This window comes from Faecalibacterium sp. Marseille-P9312, assembly GCF_902497445.1.
GTDB lineage: Bacteria > Bacillota > Clostridia > Oscillospirales > Ruminococcaceae > Faecalibacterium > Faecalibacterium longum.
This window is the reverse complement of the sequence record NZ_CABVEW010000022.1, coordinates 1-17641: the sequence shown is the minus strand read 5'-3', so window position 1 is coordinate 17641 and position 17641 is coordinate 1. Positions and strand designations below refer to the sequence as shown.

Genomic DNA, 17641 nt, shown 5'->3' with positions numbered 1-17641 from the left:
GCTACAACTCCTTCTCTTTTAATGGAATGCTCTTTGTCAGCGTCCTTGCCCTCTCAGGCCGCTTCGCGTCCAGCTCTCCCAGAGGGAGAGCCTGAAACGTATCGGTCAGCTTTAAGCCTCTCCCTTTGGGAGAGGTGGCATTGCGCAAGCAATGCCGGAGAGGGCAAGCCGCCTTAATTTTCCGCACCAGCCACGATCTCAGTGATCTCCTGCGTGATGGCGGCCTGACGGGCGCGGTTGTAATACAGATTCAGATGCTCTATCATCTCGCCGGCGTTCTTGGTGGCGGCATCCATGGCGGTGCGGCGGGCGGCCAGCTCACTGGCCACGCTCTCGCACACAGCGCCGTAGAGGACACCCGCCACATACTCGGGGATGATAGCGCCGAACACTTCCTCGCAGCTGGGTTTGTACAGGATCTGGCTCCGACGGGCCTCGGCCTTCTGGGCCTCGGTGGGCTCGATGGTCAGGGGCAGCACCTCGAGGGTGGTGGCCGTCTGGGTCATCATGGAGTCAAAGCGGGTGTAGCAGAGCTTCACCGCGTCGTACTCGCCCTTGAGGAAGCCTTCCGTTATCTGGTGGGACAGGGTGAAGCACTCGCTCACTGACACATCCGCCGCCATCAGCACCTCGGGGGTGAAGAGGCCGGCCCCGTGGTGGGCGAAATACTCTGCGGAGCGCTTGCCGATGGGCAGCACGGTGACGGGGCCTTCGGCGGCGTCGGCCTGCTTGAACACATTGGCGTTATAGCCGCCGGCCAGGCCGCGGTCGCCCGCGATGACCACCAGCAGGGTCCGCTTGATGTCGTCCCGGCGCAGATAGGGATTGCGGGCGCGGGGGTCTGCCGCCGCGATCTTGGTCAGCGATTCGTACAGCGTCTCAAAGTAGGGGCGGCTGTGCTCCACCCGCTCCTTGGCACGGCGCATTTTGGAGGAAGCCACCAGCTCCATAGCCTTGGTGATCTGCATGGTACTCTCTACGCTTTTGATGCGCAGCTTGATGTCCTTCATGGAACCTGCCATGCGTTACGCCTCCTTCCTGTCAGTGTGCCTTGATAAAGTTCTCGGTGTAAGCGGACAGCACACCCTTCAGAGCTTCCTCGGCGTCCTTTTCCAGCTTGCCGGTGGTGCGGATGGTCTCCATCACGGAGGCACCGGCTGCGTCGGTATCGAGATACTCGTACAGGCCCTTCTCGTACTCGGCCACGGCAGGCACCTTGATGTTCACGAGGTAGTCGTGGATAGTCGCGTAGAGGATGGCCACCTGTTTTTCGACCGCAACGGGAGCGGAGCGGTTCTGCTTGAGCACCTCGACGATACGCTCGCCCTGTGCCAGACGGGCCTTGGTGTCAGCGTCCAGGTCGGAGCCGAACTGCGCGAAGGACTGCAGCTCACGGTACTGAGAATAAATCAGCTTCAAAGTACCGGCGACCTTCTTCATAGCCTTGATCTGGGCGTTGCCGCCGACACGGGAGACCGAGATGCCGGGGTTGACGGCCGGCATGACGCCCGAGTGGAACAGCTCCGTCTCAAGGAAGATCTGGCCGTCGGTGATGGAGATGACGTTCGTGGGGATGTAGGCGGACACATCGCCCGCCTGCGTCTCGATAATGGGCAGTGCCGTCAGGCTGCCGCCGCCCAGCTCGTCGGAGAGCTTGGCCGCGCGTTCCAGCAGACGGGAGTGCAGATAGAAGACGTCGCCGGGGTAAGCCTCACGTCCCGGGGGACGGCGGATCAGCAGCGACAGGGCGCGGTAAGCGACAGCGTGCTTGGACAGGTCGTCGTAGATGATAAGGACGTGCTTGCCCTTGTGCATGAAGTATTCGCCCATGGCACAGCCGGAGTAGGGAGCGATATACTGCAGGGGCGACAGCTCGGATGCCGTTGCCGACACCACGATGGTGTAGCTCATGGCACCGGCCTCGGTGAGGCTCTGCACGAGGTTTGCCACGGTAGAGCGCTTCTGGCCGATGGCGACGTAGATGCAGATGACGTCCTTGCCCTTCTGGTTGATGATGGTATCGGACGCGATGGTGGTCTTGCCGGTCTGGCGGTCGCCGATGATCAGCTCACGCTGGCCGCGGCCGATGGGGATCATGGAGTCGATGGCCTTGATGCCGGTCTGCAGCGGCTCCTTGACGGGCTGGCGCTCGATGATGCCGGGAGCAGGGCTCTCGATGGGGCGGAACTCCGTCGTCTCGATGGGGCCTGCGCCGTCGATGGGCTGGCCCAGTGCGTTGACGACACGGCCGATCAGTGCCTCGCCCACAGGGACGGACACGACCTTGCCGGTGCGCTTGACGATGCTGCCCTCTTTGATTCCGACGTCGGAGCCCAGCAGAACGATGGAGACGGTGTTCTCCTCGAGGTTCTGGGCCATACCGTACTCGCCGTTCTCAAACTGGAGCAGCTCGCCTGCCATGCACTTTTCCAGACCGCTGGCGCGGGCGATGCCGTCGCCCACCAGAATGACCGTGCCGACCTCGCTCTGCTCGATGACATTTTCGTAATGCTTGATCTGAGCACGGATGATCTTGGAGATCTCTTCAGGTTTCAGTTGCATTGTTGTGTCTTCACCACTCAATTCTTTGTAAACTTTCGGGTGGATAGCCCTCTCAGTCAAAGCCTGATGGCTTTGCCAGCTCTCCCGTGGGGAGAGCCCTTGGCAGGCCGGTCTTGCCGCATCTCATCGCCTTACGGCTCTGAGAGCTGCCGGGCCTTGCGTTGGCCGGAGGGCTTCGTATGATTTACAGCGTCGCTGCTGCGATGCTGCTGCGCAGGCCGGCGAGGCGGCTGCGGACGGTGCCGTCCAGCTCGGTGCCTTCGATGTCCAGCCGGATGCCGCCCAGCACAGCAGGCTCGACCTTCGTTTTGAGGTCAATGTGCCTGCCGGTGACTTTTTCCAGCTTTTCGTGCAGGCGTCTGGTCTGCTCTGCCGTGAGAGGCACAGCGGAAACAGCAGTCGCTTCCAGAATGCCGTGAGCCTCATTGTAGCGCAGGCGGTAAGCCCGGGCGCAGCCCGGCAGCTCCCGCAGAGCGCCTTTTTCGCACAGCAGCTTCATAAAGTTGAGCACATAGAGGTGGACCTGCCCGCGGAAGGCTTCGTCCAACAGCGCACAGCGCTCTTTCTTGGGGATGCTGGGGATGCTGAGCAGATGCAGATACTCGGCGTCCCCGTTCAGCAGAGCCGTCACGCCATCCAGTTCGCCCAGAATGCGCTCGTCCAGCCCTTCCTCCGCGGCCAGGTCGTACAGGCTTCCGCCGTACATCCTTGCAGTCTCGGTCATGATGCTTCACCCACGTTTTTGATAAATTCGTCGATCAGGTCCTGATGGTCAGCCTCTTTGATTTCGCGCTCGACCACCTTGGAGGCGATCTCCATCGCCATACCGCCGATCTCGTCCTTGACCTCGTTGACAGCCTTCTTGCGCTCCTGCGCAATGTCGGTCTCGGCCTTCTGCTTGAGGGCAGCGGCCTGTGCGCGGGCCTCGCCCAGCAGCTCTTCGCTGCGGGCAGCAGCCGTTTTCTGGGCGGCGGCCACGATCTGGTTGGCCTCGGTGCGGGCATTCTGCAGGTTCTGCTCGTACTCCGCCTTCATGGCCTCAGCCTCGGTGCGCAGCTTCTCGGCGTCCGCGATCTGGCTGTCCGCCTTGGCCTTGCGCTCGGCGATGACTTTTTTGACCGGGTTCAGCAGCAGCTTTTTGAAGATCACCAGCTGGATCATCAGGTTGCAGATCTGGGCCAGAAACGTCCAGCCATCCAGCGTGATCAATGCCTGATAAAGTTGCATAAGCGTCTCCCCTTTCTCTTGAAATCAAGCTCTGAAAGGAGCGCTTACTGCAGGTAGTTCATGAACATGCCGGGTGCGAGGAAGATGAGCAGCAGGCCGGTGACGAAGCCGTAGATACCGGTGGTCTCAGACAGTGCGACGCCGAGGATGAGGGTGCTGGTCACGTCGCTCTTGCACTCGGGCTGACGACCGACAGCCTCACAGGCAGCAGCGGCAGCGTTGCCTTCGCCGATACCAGGGCCGATACCTGCGATCAGTGCGCAGCCTGCGCCGATGCCGCAGCCAGCCAGAGCGATACCACGAGCAAGGAATTGAAAGTCAGTCATAGTTTGTGTCCTCCTGAAAATGTTTGTTTTTGGGGGATGCCGGGGCGGGAGGCTTACTCCTCACCGGCAGCACGTTTGATGAAGATGGTGGTCAGGGTACAGAAGATGAACGCCTGAATGCAGCCACCGAACCAGTCGAAATACAGGCCCGTGAAGGCCGGGATGCCGATCTGGAACAGCTGGAGCTGGCTCAGGAATCCGGGCAGCCAGCCAAAAATGACGTGGCTCAGGCTCGCCAGCGCCCAGTACAGCAGGGTGGAGATAACGGTACCGGACAGGATGTTGCCGAAGTGACGGAAAGCCATGCTGACAGGGGTGGACACCTCCGACAGCACATTGATGGGCGCCATCAGGAAGATGGGGTCCAGCAGGCCCTTCAGATAGGCGAGGATGCCGTTGGTCTTTATCTTGTAGTACATGATGATGATGAACACCACGATGGCCCAGGCCGCCTCGGTGTTCAGGTCTGCCGTGGGGCTCCACAGGCCCACCACACTGATCAGGTTGCAGCCGATGCTGAGTGCGAAGATCGCACCCACCAGCGGAATGAACTGATCGAAGTGCCAGCCCATGTTGTCGTGGACGAACTGGTCCAGCCGTTCCACGATGAACTCGGCGGCGGCCTGCCGTTTGGAGACGTTTTCCAGTTTGAGGTCACGCCCCAGCCAGAAGGCCAGAGCCGAGAGCAGCGCCATGACGATCCATGTGCTCACAAGAGTCTGGGTGATCTTGAAATCGCCCAGCACAGGGATATTGGTATGGATGGTATACAGGATCTTTGCGCCGTTCAGTTCCATTTGTTACGTTTCACCCCCTTTTTCATCGGGTGCGGACTGCTGCGCATCGGCAGGTTCGGGGTCGTCCTCCACCGAGACGTCCACCGGCTCTGCCTTCGGCGTGAGCGGTTTGTACTTGCCCGTTATTTGCAGGTAATAAATGGTGACACGGGGGAAAAACAGCGGCAGCACACTGGCAAAGGGCTGGAAGCAGGGGGCCGCGACGGCCACCACCACCCACAGCGCCTGCAGCAGCATCCGGCTGTTGTAGGAAAGCTGTAATGTTGCCTTGCGGCGCTTCTCATCCGGCTCGTCGATGATTTTTTGGACCACGAAGCAGATGCCCGCAAAGTTGCCGATGGCGACGGCTGCACCCACGAGGCTGCCGAGGACGACCGTATAGTCGAACTTCACCCAGCCCACCAGATGCAGCGCCGCGAAAAGCACCCACATGATCGCGGTGCAGAATGCCGTGCCGCCCGCGATGCGGAGCAGCTCCTTTTTGGATTCCGGCTGTAATTTCATAGATATAGCTCTCCCTTATCTCATAAATGCGAGTTAAAGCCTGTCCGGCGGGGCTTGTCCTTTTTGGAGCGGTCGAGCCGCTCTTTGACGAAGACCCAGAAGTTCTGCGCCCCGGCGGCAAGCCCCAGCAGCACAGCGGGCAGATACACCCACATGGGCCAGCCCCAATGGCTGACGGCCCACCAGCAGCCGCCCAGACACATCACCAGCGGCAGCAGCATATTCAGCCCCAGCTGGGTCAGCCAGACCAGATCTTCCAGTGCCTTGTACCAGCCCTTCACGGTCCGGCTCCCCTCCCTCTGCGTGTGCTCCGGGCCGCTCTGTCTTTTTCGCCCGGTCTGCACGTCAAACTTTGAACAAAGACTCTTTACTCCCCATTATACTCAAAACGGCTGTAAAATTCAATCAATTTTCCACTGCTTTTTAGCAAAATTCTATAAACGCGGGGAAGTTCGTCATTTCTAACCAAAAGTTTTCCGGTTCAGCCGCTCATCTTCTCCGTGTCATTTATCATTCTGCCCCGTTTGAGAAAGAAAAAGCATTTCCTTTTGGGCCGATTTTGCTGAAAGGCACAAAAAGCCCCGGCGGGCAAACTCCCCCAGTCTGCTTCGCAGCCAGCCCCCTCGGAGAGGGGGCCTTGAAGCCTCCCTCCTAGAGTGAGGTGGCATCGCGCAGCGATGACGGAGGGAGTTCCCCCACGCAAAAAGCCCCGCCGGGCTCGTGTGACCGAACCCAGCGGGGTGAAAAAGAATTTTAATTTTTCGGCTTACCAGAGGTTTGCAGTCTCATTGTAGAGGCCCTCATAGCTCTTGGCAGAGACATCCCAGCTGAAGTCGCACTCCATGTCGTACTTGACAAGGTTGTTCCAGTCTTCCTTGCTGTAGTAGCGGTCCTGTGCGCGGCAGCAGGCGTCGTACAGCTCGTGGGCGCTGTAGCCCGCGAAGGTGAAGCCGTTGCCCTCGCCGAGGGTGCAGTCGTGGATGGAGTCGCGCAGACCACCGGTCTCGCGGATGATGGGAGGCGTACCATAACGGCAGGCGACCATCTGGGCCAGACCGCAGGGCTCGCTCTTGGACGGCATGATGAAGGCATCTGCGCCGGCATAGATCTCCTGCGACAGGGTGGGTTCAAAGCCGATGTAGGTGCCTACGCGGCCCGGATGACGGCCGCACAGGTCAGAGAAGAAGTTCTCGTACTGGCTCTCGCCGCTGCCCAGGATGACCAGCTCGATGCCGCGGTCCACAAGGCCGTCGGCCACGCTCTGCACGAGATCGAAGCCCTTCATGCCGACCATGCGGCTGACCATTGCAAAGACGGGACTGCCGTCCTTGTTGAGGCCGAACTTATCCTGCAGAGCCTCCTTGCACTTTGCCTTGCCCTCTTCGAAGTTGTTGACATCGTAGTTGAAGGCGATGTGGGGGTCGGTGGCAGGGTTGTTGGCCTCCATGTCGATACCGTTCAGGATGCCGCAGAGCTTGTACTGCTTCTCGCGCAGCAGAGCGTCCAGACCGTAGCTGAACCACGGGTCGAGGATCTCCTGTGCATAGGTGGGGCTGACGGTGGTGATCTTGTCTGCCGTCTCGATGGCACCCTTCATGAAGTTGGCGCAGCCATCATACTCCACGATATGCTGGTCACGGCGGCCGATGCCGCAGGTGTCTTCCAGAATATCGGTGCCGTACTTGCCCTGATAGGCGATGTTGTGGATGGTGAAGATGGTCTTGATGCGGTTGAACTTGTCCAGATGACGATAGTACAGGTTCAGGTACACCGGCACCAGAGCGGTCTGCCAGTCGTTGCAGTTGATGATGTCAGGGGTAAAGTCGATGTAGAACAGGGTCTCCAGCACTGCGCGGGAGAAGAAGGCGAAGCGCTCGCCGTCGTCGTAGAAGCCGTAGAGGCCGCGGCGCTTGAAGTAATACTCGTTGTCGAGGAAGTAGTAGGTCACGCCATTGACCTCAGCCTTGAACAGGCCGCAGTACTGGCTGCGCCAGCCCACGGGGACCGAGTAGTTGGTAACGTATTCCAGCCTATCGCGGAACTTCAGGTCGCCATACAGCGGCATGATGACGCGGGCGTCCACGCCGTCCTTGACCAGCGCTTTGGGCAGGGAGCCGGCCACATCGGCCAGACCGCCGGATTTTGCAAAGGGGGTTGCTTCCGAAGCAGCATACAGGATCTTCATAAGATTCGCTCCTTCCTGATAAAAGGGATTCATATCTCCTCCCGCTGCGGCAAAAAGAGCGGGCGGGGGTACACACAGTACCCCCGCCCCTCTTTAAGAGGGGCTACCGGGGAGGGAGCCGCCCCTATGGGAGATTCTCAAACGGTTCAGACGATGTGGTTCTTCTGAACGTAAACGGGGAAGCTCTTGGTGCCGCTCAGCTTCTTGTCTGCGGTGATGCGGACGTTCTTGTCCGTCACGACGCAGTCCAGCTCAGCGCCAGGCTCCACCACGGTGTCCTGCATCAGGACGCAGTTCTTGACGACGGCACCCTTCTTGACCTTGACGCCGCGGAACAGCACACAGTTCTCCACGGTGCCTTCGATGACGCAGCCGTCAGCCAACAGAGAGTTGCTGACGCTGGAACCGGTGACGTAACGGGTGGGGTTGTCGTCGCGGATCTTGGTGTAAACGGGGTTCTTCTTGGGGAAGAGGGCATTCAGATTCTTCTCATCAATGAGCTTCAGGTTCTCGTCGAAGTAGCTCTTCATGTCGCAGACATGAGCCACATAGCCGGTGTACTCCAGCGCATGGATGTTCAGGATGTTGACGTTGTGAGCCAGGATGTCGCGCTCGAAGTAGATAAGGCCGCGGGCGGTAGCGTCCTTGACCAGCTTGATGAGGGTCTGGCGCTCCATGACATAGATGTCCAGATCGAGGTTCTGCTTGCCGGGGCGGTAATCGTTGAACAGCAGCTCGGTCACACGGCCATCGGCATCGACGGTCAGGGTGTAGTTGTCGTTCTTGCGGCCCTCGGGGATCTCGGTCTTCTGGTAGGCCACGGTGACGTCTGCGCCGCTGGCCTGATGGGCAGCCAGCAGGGCGTTGAAGTCGTAGTTGATGGCGATGTTGGCATCGCTCATGACCACATAGCGCTCCTTCTGGTTCTCGAGGAAGCTCAGGATGGAGCCAAGAGCCTCGACGCGGCCGGAGTAGATGCGCACGCCCTTCTCAGCAAAGGGAGGGACGATGTTCAGACCGCCGTGACGGCGGGCCATATCCCACTCGCGGCCGGTACCCAGATGGTCCATCAGGGAGTGGTAGTTCTTGCGCACCACGACAGACACGTTGGAGATGCCGCAGTTGGCCATGCCGGACAGGACAAAGTCCACCATGCGGTAACGGCCTGCGAAGGGGATCGAGGCCATTGCGCGCTCGGTCACCAGCTCAGGCACGGTGTTATCATAGCTGTTGGGGAAAATGATGCCCAACGCATTGTTGTTCTGGCTCAGCATACTTCCTCGCCCTCCTTGACGGAATCAAATACTTTGGCGCCCTCTTTGACGGTAGCGCCTGCGCCGATGGTCAGACCGGTGCCGACATGTGCGATGGGGCCGTCGCCGCCGATCTTGGCGCCTGCGCCCACCACGACGTTCTCAGCGAGGATGCAGCGCTTGACCACTGCGCCTGCCTTGACCACGACGCCATCCATCAGGACGGCATCCTCGACCGTTGCGCCCTCTTCCACGACGACGCCTGCGCTCAGCACAGAGTGCTTGACGCAGCCGTAGATCTGGCAGCCCTCAGTGACCAGCGAATCCTGCACGAGCGCGCGGGGGCCGATCTTCTGGGCGGGCAGCACGGGGTTGCGGCTGTAGATCTTCCACTTCTCGTCGAAGATGTCGATGCCGGAGTTCTCGGGGTCCAGGACCTCCATGTTGGCTTCCCACAGGCTGTCGATGGTACCCACGTCACGCCAGTAGCCGTTGAAGTGGTAAGCATACATCTTGCGGCCGTCGCGCAGCAGCGCGGGGATGATGTTCATGCCGAAGTCGTTCTTGGAGTTGGGGTCTGCCTCGTCCTCTTCCAGATACTTCTTGAGGATATCCCAGTTGAAGATGTAGATGCCCATGGAAGCCAGATTGGACTTCGGCACAGGGGGCTTCTCCTGGAACTCGGTGATCCTGTCGTCCTCGTCTGCGACCATCAGGCCGAAACGGGAAGCTTCCTTCCAGTCAACTTCCATGACGGCCACAGAGAACTCTGCGCCCTTCTCCTTGTGGAAGCGGAGGAAGTCGGCGTAATCCTGCTTGCAGATCTGGTCGCCGGACAGGATGATGACGTACTCCGGGTCATAGCTGTCGATGAAGCTGATGTTCTGGTAGATGGCGTTTGCAGTGCCTTTGTACCAGTCGGTACCCTTTGCCTGCTCATAAGGAGGCAGGGTATGGACGCCGCCGTACAGACGGTCCAGGTCCCAAGGCTGGCCGTTGCCGATGTACTCGTTCAGCTTCTGGGGCTGATACTGCGTTGCGATGCCAACGGTATCGATGTTGGAGTTGACGCAGTTGGACAGCGGGAAGTCCACGATACGGTATTTGCCGCCAAAGGACACCGCCGGTTTTGCCGTTTTCTGTGTCAGCGCGTACAAACGCGAGCCACGTCCGCCGGCAAGGATCATTGCCACGATTTCTTTTGCCATAGCTTTATTCTCCCCTTTAACATTTCCTGATATTTGGTGGAAATGGTTCAACAATGTTGGTTCGGCCCGGCCTTATTTTTCGGCCTTGTCCGCCTTCTTGGCGCGGGGCTTGCGGGCGGGCTTTTCAGCCGGTTCCGCTGCCTTTTCTGCTTTGGGCTTACGGCCCCGTTTTGCAGGAGCCTTTTCTTCCGCAGGTGCAGCTTCTGCCTTCGGCTTGCGGCCGCGCTTTGCAGGGGCTTTTTCCTCCGCAGGTGCAGCTTCTGCCTTGGGTTTGCGGCCGCGCTTTGCAGGTGCCTTTTCCTCAGCCTTTTCGGCCTTTGCAGTCTTGGAAGCCTTCTTGGGCGCAGCCTTTTCCGCTGCCTTCTCCTCGGCGGTCTTGCGGGTGCGCTTTGCAGGCACCTCGAAATAAAGCACGCTCATGGGAGGCAGCGTGATGGTGATGCTCTGCTCGAAGCCGTGGAGCGGCTTCTTCTTGGAGCGGACAGCCTTGTTGTGGACAGTGCCGGCACCGCCGAACGCCTCGTCGTCGCTGTTCAGGATCTCCTTGTAGGTGCCGGAGTTCGGTGCGCCCAGGGTGTAGCCCTCGCGCAGGACGGGGTTGAAGTTGCAGACCACGAGGATCTGCTTGCCGTTTGCATCCTTGCGCAGGAAGGCCACGACGCTCTGCCGGGAGTCGTCGGGGACGATCCACTGGAAGCCCTCCCAGCTGTAGTCGATCTGCCAGAAGGCCGGGTGGTCCTTGTAGAACTTGTTCAGGGTCTTGACGTAGGTCTGCAGCTCGGTGTGCTTGTCGTAGCCCAGCAGCATCCAGTCCAGAGACTTGGTCTCGTTCCACTCGGTGAACTGGCCGAACTCCTGACCCATGAACAGCAGCTTCTTGCCGGGGTGAGCCATCATGTAGCCAAAGAAGGTGCGCAGGTTTGCAAACTTGGCCTCATAGTCACCGGGCATCTTGTTGATGAGGCTGCCCTTGCCGTGGACGACTTCGTCGTGGCTGATGGGCAGCACGAAGTTCTCGCTGAAGGCGTAGAAGAAGCTGAACGTGACCTTGTTGTGGTTGCCCGAACGGAAGAGCGGGTCGGTCTTCATGTAGCTGAGCATATCGTTCATCCAGCCCATGTTCCACTTGAAATTGAAGCCCAGGCCGCCGTCGGAAGCGGGTTTGGTGACCATCGGCCACGCGGTGGACTCCTCTGCGATCATGTACTTGTGGGGGTGACGGCCCAGAATCGTATCGTTGAGCTTGCGCAGGAATGCCACAGCCTCAAGGTTCTCCTTGCCGCCGTTCTTGTTGGGCTCCCACTCGCCCTGCTTGCGGTTGTAGTCCAGATAGAGCATGGAAGCCACAGCGTCCACGCGCAGGCCGTCGATGTGGTACTGCTCCAGCCAGTAGAGCGCGCTGGAGATGAGGAAGCTCTGCACCTCGCTGCGGCCAAAGTCGAACACCATGGTACCCCACTCTTTGTGCTCGCCGCGCTTGGGGTTCGGGTCTTCGTAGCAGGCTTCGCCATCGAAGTTGTACAGGCCGAACTGGTCTTTCGGGAAGTGAGCCGGCACCCAGTCCATAATGACGCCGATGCCTGCCTCATGCATCTTGTCCACGAAAGCCATCAGGTCCTTCGGGGTGCCGTAGCGGCTGGTGGGGGCGAAATAGCCCGTCACCTGATAGCCCCAGCTGCCATCGAAGGGGTACTCCATGACGGGCAGCAGCTCCACGTGGGTGTAGCCCATCTCGGTGATGTACGGGATGAGCTCGTCGGCCAGCTCGGAGTAATTGTAGGGCAGGCCGCCCTCTTTCTGCTTCCAGCTGCCGGCGTGCATCTCGTAGATATTCATGGGGCCGTTGATGACATCGGCCTTCTTCTGGGCGTTCTGCCACGCCTCGTCGTGCCAGACAAAGCCGTTCAGATCGTAGACCTTGCTGCCGTTCGAGGGGCGAGTCTCTGCGTGGAACGCATAGGGGTCAGCCTTGTAGACAAGGTCGCCCGCCCGGGTGGTCACGCAATATTTGTAAACGTCGTATTCCTTCATGCCCGGGATGAACAGCTCCCACACAGAGTCATTGTCCACCTTGCGCATCGGGTGGCTGCCCGGTTTCCAGCTATTGAAATCGCCTACTACGCTGATGGCCGTCGCGTGCGGTGCCCAGACGCGGAACACCACGCCTGTCTCCCCGGCCCGCTGCTCGATGTGTGCGCCAAAATAGCGGTACGCTTCACAGTTATTGCCCTGCTTGAACAAATACACCGGAAGGTCCGATGGATTGCTGCGGGTCTTTTCCTCAGTCGGTTTCATAAACAGCTCCTCCCCGCACAGGCCGCATGGGCAGTCCTGTGCCTTTTACTCTCTTATATTAAAGAATTTCGTCGGATTTTTCAAGAGTTTTCTTGTAGAATATACCATAATCTTTTCGTCGATATTTTTCTTATATATACAACATCCCTAATTTTAGACAAGAAATATCGGCAGACTTAACAGAATAAAGGCAAAAAAGAAACATCCGCCCCGAATTTTGCACATTTGGCAAAAAATCAGAGCGGATGTTTTTCCACTATTTTACTTCAGTTTTTCAAAGGCGCATCAGCCCACGACATAGACGTTGACGTTGATGGCGCCGTTGATGACAGACTCCGCATAGGTCTCATAGAACAGGTCCACGAGGATGCGGCCATCCTGCACGGCGATGCCGGTGTCGGTGGCTACCGCGTAGCCATAGACGAAGCTGCCGTCGGTGGAGGTGATATACAGCAGGGTGCCGTAGGGGATGACATCGGGGTCAACGGCCACGGTGCCGTAACCCAGACCCAGACCGGAAGAACCCTTGCCCGACTTGGAATAATAGCCGGTGGCCTTGCCGGTAAGGACCTTGCTGTAGCTGGCGGGGGCGTTGGTGGTGCCGTCCGGGCCGGTCAGGGGCGAGACGGGCGCACCGGCGCCATAGGTCTTGACCACATGGTCGGTAGGCTCCACGGTGGTGGTCACATCGGTGACGACGCTGTTTTCCAGCTCGCCGTCCACCCAGCGCTCCCGGGTGGTGACGGTCTGCTGGCCCTCAGAGCCATGCTGCAGGGTGGTGGCACGGTTGGTGTTGCGGAAGTAGAGGCTGGTGTAGACATACTCCGTGTCGTAGGGGACAGCCTGCGTCTCCACCTTGTCCTGATACTCGACGCGGTGGACTTCGATCTTGCTGCCAGCCGTGACCATCGCGCTGAGGGCGGGCTCGGTGTAGTCATCCCCCTCCAGAGTGATGCCGGCACGTTCCAGAGCATCGGCGACGGTACCCACCACCATCTTGACGGGGTACTCCTGGCCGTCAGCCTCAATGGCGACGCTGAAGGCGCGCTCGATGTTCAGGGATGCCAGACTGCCGGCAAAGGCAGTGTAATAGACTTCGTCTCCCTCCTCGGCCTCGATGCCGGAAAGGCTCATAACGCGGGCAGGGTCGCTCTCGGAAGTGAGGACCACCTGCCGCGCACCGTGGGAGTCTGTGACGTAGGTCAGCCGCAGATTCGCGGCGGTCACAGCCAGCGTGAACACGAGACACGCAGCCATGACGCAGAACGCCAGCACACGGGATGAGGCTGCACGGGTGCAGCCGGGCAATGCTTTCTTAAATTTGACGGAAGCGATACGAGACAACTCCTCTCTTTTCAGATTTTGGAATGGACAGCGGGCCTGTATCTCAAGGCCCGTCAGACTGTGCGTAAATGCCCCGCACAGCGGGCGCCGCAAAAGCGGCTTTTCACTTCACCGTGATGAATTTTATGCGCTGCAACGTGTGTTGAGCGGACGTTATTTTAGCAGACTGAGGCCGTTTTGTCAAATCGAAGGTCAGGCGTTCGTCAATTCCTTCACATAGTTTTTTGTGCATTCTGTACATAGTTTGCTCTCGATTTCATGAAATTCAATGATTTCTCTCCGATTTTTTCGCAAAAACAAAGTCATACTTGTTCATATATTTTTAACATTTGAGTTGGCATTTCCGGGGTGTTTTTTGCAGTATCTCCAGCCCGCTTTGCGGCGTCAAACCGGCCATAACAGGCTTATTTTCGACACAAATCACGGACTGTTTTCTGACAATTTTCAAGAGAAAAACAGGGGTCCATTTCTCTCCGAAAAAGGCCGTTTGGCAAAATGCCTAACCCGCCAAATTCTCAATAAAAAAGTATGTACTTCCGCCCACTGCCGTTCTGCGCTACAATCGGGCCAGAGGCAAACGCAAAACCAAATGAAAGGAGTTTTTACCATGCAGATCAACATCACAGCCCGGGACTTCGGCGGCACGGAATTCCTCGCCCAGCCCCACCGGCTGCATCTGGGCGCACAGAAAGCCGAGGGTGTGGACCGGCTGGAATTCAGCCTGCCGGAGCAGTGGAAGAGGTGTGTCGTCACCCTCCACATCCGGCACACGGACGGCACGCTGGCCGAGCCGCTGGCGCTGGACGATACAGGCTGCGTCAGCGTGGGCCGGAGTTTTACCGGCTGGGCCAGCGGCGAGTGGATGCTGGCCGCTGCCAACGGCAATGGCTACACCGCCTACACCCGGCCCGGCCAGTACGACGTCCACGGCATCCTCCCCACCGAGGGCGCGGGCGAAGAGCTGACCCCCTCGGTCTACGAGCAGTTCATCGCCCGGGTGATGGCCAGCGCCAACGCCGCCGCAGAGGCCGCCAAACGCGCCGCCTCCGGCGAGGCGAACGCCAGGCAGAGCGCCAGCGAGGCCGCTTCTTCTGCCCAGCAGACCGCCGCCAGCGCCACCCTGGCTGCCGGCTATGCCGAGCAGGCCGAAGCCGCTGCTGACCGTGCCGCCGCCTATGCCCCCTCGGAGGGCGCTGTGCTGAGCGTCAACGGCAAAGGCGGTACCGTCCGGCTGAACGCACTGGACGTCTGGGCATTGCCCCGCCCTGTCTCGCCGAAAGCCGGCCAGCTGGTGCGGGTGGTGAAGGTCGATGCCTCCACCGGCGCACTGACCGCCGACACCATCAGCACCGACAGCCTCAGCGAGCTGGGCAGCGAAGAAAAAGCTCATCTGCTCAAGCTGCTGAGTTCTGCCAGCTACACCGACAGCAGCGCCAGAGATGACCTCGAAGCCCTTAAAAAACTGTGGGACACCACGCCGCCCACTCCCCTGCCCGACCCGGACATCATCCCGGTGGAGAAGGTGACTCTGAGCCAGCACACGCTGGAACTGAGCCGGGGCAGCACTGCCGACCTCAGCGCCTCCATCGCGCCCCCGGATGCCACCGACCAGACGGTATTGTGGAGCGTTTCGCCGACGGACATCGTCTCGGTGGATGCGGGCCGCGTCACTGCCCTTAAGAAGGGTTCTGCCGTCGTCACTGCCACCTCCGACAGCAAGAGCGACAGCTGCACCGTCACGGTGACGCCCGCCGTCTACCGCATCGAGACGGCCCACACCGACAGCGGCGACATCCCCGCGTGGGACACTTATCCCGCCAAGTACGAGTTCTTTATGCCGCTGACGGCCAAGAAAGCGGGCCTGCTGCTCCGCTCGCTGGAATTCCGTGTCAAGGGCTACGTGCCGGGCACGATGCGCACCGTCCTGCGCAAATACGGCTCCACGACCGCCCTGGCAGACAAGTTCACCGACATTGTCCGCGGCTACAACGACGTGGTGCTGGACATGGGCAGCATCGCGCTGGAAAAGGGCGTCGAATACCAGCTCTATTTCGCCGCCTCCAACAACTTCTACCCGCCCTCTGTCCAGCCCTCCTGGGTCGCAGCAAACGACTGCATCGACATCGCCCACGGCAGCGCCTACTATGGCGACGACACCACCCTCATCTTCTCCGGCACCGTCGTGCTGCAGGAGACCTGAACCACACCGAACACATATCTTGAAACAGAAAGAGAGGTACTGACTATGACCCATCACAAGATTTCCGCATCCACCCTGGCCCGCACCGCTGCGCTGGCGCTGGCCCTGACCAATCAGGTGCTCAGCGCCGTGGGCAAGCCCATGCTGCCCATTGAGAGCGCCCAGCTGGAGCAGCTCATTTCCAGCGGCCTGACCGTTGCCGCCGCCATTGCCAGCTGGTGGAACAACAACAGCTTCACTCCTGAAGCCATCGAGGCCGACGACTTCATGACCCGCCTGAAGCAGCAGAAGCGATAAACGCATAAGCGAACACAGCGCCCCGGAGCAGACTGCTCCGGGGCGCTGTGTCTTTATTGGAGAAAGTTATCACATCCGAAAACGATCAGGTTCGGGAGCCACTGCCCGTGCCGCTGTTCAGACACTTTGCAAAGACGACCATGTAATCTTCGGCCTTTTCCTGCGTGTCGGTCAGCTTGGCATCGTTCATGACATCAAAGCCGACTTTCAGTTTGCCGCTCGTTTCCTCTTCATTATCCCATTCGATGCACTTGTACCCCTCAAATCCATTCAAAATTTTCGCAACAGTGTAACCCCAGTTGATGGAATCTTTTGCGTTATTGGGCATCTCAGTGACAGCCACGAGATATGGAATTTCCTTGTAGACCACCTTTACAATAAATATATTCAGGTTTTCATCATCCGGGCTTTCTGCATCCCATTCATTACCCTCTGCGGCCTTAAATGCAGAGAACACGCCATGGGCCTTCTTGCTCAAGTCCTTATCCTCAGAGACTTTGACGCACATCATATTACCCGCTGTCTGCAATGCTTTCAGCATCGCATTCTCTTTTGCGGCATTCCCGAGGGCACAGCCGGTCAGCATAGACAGTGCCATCACACCAGCCAGTGCGGCGGCCGCGAGCTTCTTGAACAATTTCATGGAAAATTCCTCCTTTATCGGCGCTTTCGTCCGTTGTGGTCTGCCGTTTTCGGCAGATCTTGCAGATTCGGAGTTGCGCACAGTTTTCCGAGATTTTCTTTGGCATTTTGACAAAAATAGAAGATTTTCGACTCTATTCAACGCAACCGTGAGACATTTTACATCACAATAACGCCGCCGTCTCCGCCGTCGATGCCGCCGCCATCATATCCTACATACTTTTTTCCAAAGATGACGATATAATCACCCGCTTCATCTTCGCCGTTCAGTTTAACATTTCGTACAATCTCAATGCAAAGCCTTGCCTCTTTATCTCCCTCTGAACCTTCCCAGATGGTCCACAGACCTTCTGCTACCTTTTTCGCAATGTTATTCCATATGGTCTGGTCTGAAATATTCTCCGGCATCTTGCAAACGAGCGCTGAGTACAGATGTGAATATCCCTCATAAACTCGAATGAAATAATCGCCTTCCGGGTCCATCATCGGGTCGTAAACTTCACCCTCTGTGTCTGAGCTTTCAAATAGGCGTAAAACTTCAGCACCCTTGCCGGAAACGGTTTTATCCTCTATAATTGTGCAGGTATCTGTTTTCGGGACACTTTTAATTGCTTTCATTGCAGCTGCTATCGCACGCTTTTCTTTACTTGTTCCACATCCCGTGAGGAGAGCCAGTGCAAGCACGCCGACGAGAAGCAGGGCGGCAAATCTTGTAAATCGTTTCATGGTATCCTTCCTTTCGCTGAGCAATACACCTGTCCGGGAGTCGTTCCCCCTTCGCACCTCCATCATACCATACCC

17 protein-coding genes are annotated in these 17641 nt (G+C 58.6%); 2 read left to right on the top strand and 15 right to left on the bottom strand.

The window, feature by feature from the left end; genetic code table 11:
- Positions 1-173: 173 nt before the first annotated feature.
- The 13 genes from atpG to F3G95_RS13255 all read right to left on the bottom strand — a co-directional run bounded on the left by atpG (position 174) and on the right by F3G95_RS13255 (position 13701).
- Positions 174-1022: an ATP synthase F1 subunit gamma gene (gene atpG, locus F3G95_RS13315; protein ID WP_015564619.1), complete on the bottom strand. Its 849-nt coding sequence runs from the start codon at positions 1020-1022 to the stop codon at positions 174-176.
- A 19-nt stretch (positions 1023-1041) separates the two neighbouring features.
- Entirely contained in the window at positions 1042-2562 is a 1521-nt protein-coding gene (gene atpA / locus F3G95_RS13310) for a F0F1 ATP synthase subunit alpha (RefSeq protein ID WP_149795327.1), read from the bottom strand.
- 184 nt (positions 2563-2746) lie between these two features.
- Positions 2747-3286, bottom strand: coding sequence for an ATP synthase F1 subunit delta (gene atpH / locus F3G95_RS13305; RefSeq protein ID WP_015564617.1), 540 nt, complete (start codon positions 3284-3286; stop codon positions 2747-2749).
- Positions 3283-3789: a F0F1 ATP synthase subunit B gene (gene atpF, locus F3G95_RS13300; protein WP_149795326.1), complete on the bottom strand. Its 507-nt coding sequence runs from the start codon at positions 3787-3789 to the stop codon at positions 3283-3285. Before atpF ends, atpH begins: the two co-directional genes overlap by 4 nt.
- 44 nt (positions 3790-3833) lie before the next feature.
- Positions 3834-4115: an ATP synthase F0 subunit C gene (gene atpE, locus F3G95_RS13295; protein WP_015564615.1), complete on the bottom strand. Its 282-nt coding sequence runs from the start codon at positions 4113-4115 to the stop codon at positions 3834-3836.
- A 53-nt stretch (positions 4116-4168) separates the two neighbouring features.
- Complete coding sequence (locus tag F3G95_RS13290; protein WP_149795325.1) at positions 4169-4912, bottom strand: F0F1 ATP synthase subunit A; 744 nt, start codon at positions 4910-4912, stop codon at positions 4169-4171.
- Positions 4913-4915: 3 nt separating this feature from the next.
- A complete protein-coding gene (locus tag F3G95_RS13285; protein ID WP_149795324.1) occupies positions 4916-5416 on the bottom strand; it encodes an ATP synthase subunit I in 501 nt (166 codons plus the stop codon).
- A 20-nt stretch (positions 5417-5436) separates the two neighbouring features.
- Positions 5437-5697, bottom strand: a complete 261-nt coding sequence (locus F3G95_RS13280) for an AtpZ/AtpI family protein (RefSeq protein ID WP_149795323.1) — start codon at positions 5695-5697, stop codon at positions 5437-5439.
- Between the two features lie 485 nt (positions 5698-6182).
- Complete coding sequence (locus F3G95_RS13275; RefSeq protein WP_149795322.1) at positions 6183-7601, bottom strand: glycogen/starch synthase; 1419 nt, start codon at positions 7599-7601, stop codon at positions 6183-6185.
- A gap of 146 nt (positions 7602-7747) precedes the next feature.
- The gene (glgD, locus tag F3G95_RS13270) at positions 7748-8875 is read right to left on the bottom strand and encodes a glucose-1-phosphate adenylyltransferase subunit GlgD (RefSeq protein ID WP_149795321.1); all 1128 of its coding nucleotides are present in this window, start codon (positions 8873-8875) and stop codon (positions 7748-7750) included.
- Positions 8869-10062, bottom strand: coding sequence for a glucose-1-phosphate adenylyltransferase (locus F3G95_RS13265; RefSeq protein ID WP_149795320.1), 1194 nt, complete (start codon positions 10060-10062; stop codon positions 8869-8871). Before F3G95_RS13265 ends, glgD begins: the two co-directional genes overlap by 7 nt.
- A 72-nt stretch (positions 10063-10134) precedes the next feature.
- Positions 10135-12357: a 1,4-alpha-glucan branching protein GlgB gene (glgB, locus tag F3G95_RS13260; RefSeq protein ID WP_149795319.1), complete on the bottom strand. Its 2223-nt coding sequence runs from the start codon at positions 12355-12357 to the stop codon at positions 10135-10137.
- A gap of 285 nt (positions 12358-12642) precedes the next feature.
- Positions 12643-13701 carry a 3D domain-containing protein gene (locus F3G95_RS13255; protein ID WP_243130401.1) on the bottom strand — a complete coding sequence of 353 codons (1059 nt, stop codon included), beginning with the start codon at positions 13699-13701 and terminating at the stop codon, positions 12643-12645.
- A gap of 607 nt (positions 13702-14308) precedes the next feature.
- On the opposite strand from F3G95_RS13255, the gene F3G95_RS13250 reads away from it, so the two are divergent.
- Both F3G95_RS13250 and F3G95_RS13245 read left to right on the top strand, forming a co-directional pair.
- The gene (locus F3G95_RS13250; RefSeq protein ID WP_188117560.1) at positions 14309-15901 is read left to right on the top strand and encodes an Ig-like domain-containing protein; all 1593 of its coding nucleotides are present in this window, start codon (positions 14309-14311) and stop codon (positions 15899-15901) included.
- 45 nt (positions 15902-15946) lie between these two features.
- The gene (locus F3G95_RS13245; protein WP_149795317.1) at positions 15947-16198 is read left to right on the top strand and encodes a phage holin; all 252 of its coding nucleotides are present in this window, start codon (positions 15947-15949) and stop codon (positions 16196-16198) included.
- Positions 16199-16283: 85 nt separating this feature from the next.
- On the opposite strand, the gene F3G95_RS13240 is transcribed toward F3G95_RS13245, so the two are convergent.
- Together F3G95_RS13240 and F3G95_RS13235 are read right to left on the bottom strand one after the other, a co-directional pair.
- The gene (locus F3G95_RS13240) at positions 16284-16841 is read right to left on the bottom strand and encodes a hypothetical protein (RefSeq protein ID WP_149795316.1); all 558 of its coding nucleotides are present in this window, start codon (positions 16839-16841) and stop codon (positions 16284-16286) included.
- Positions 16842-16999: 158 nt separating this feature from the next.
- Positions 17000-17641: hypothetical protein (locus F3G95_RS13235; protein WP_207706445.1), on the bottom strand; the 642-nt coding region annotated here is incomplete at its 5' end.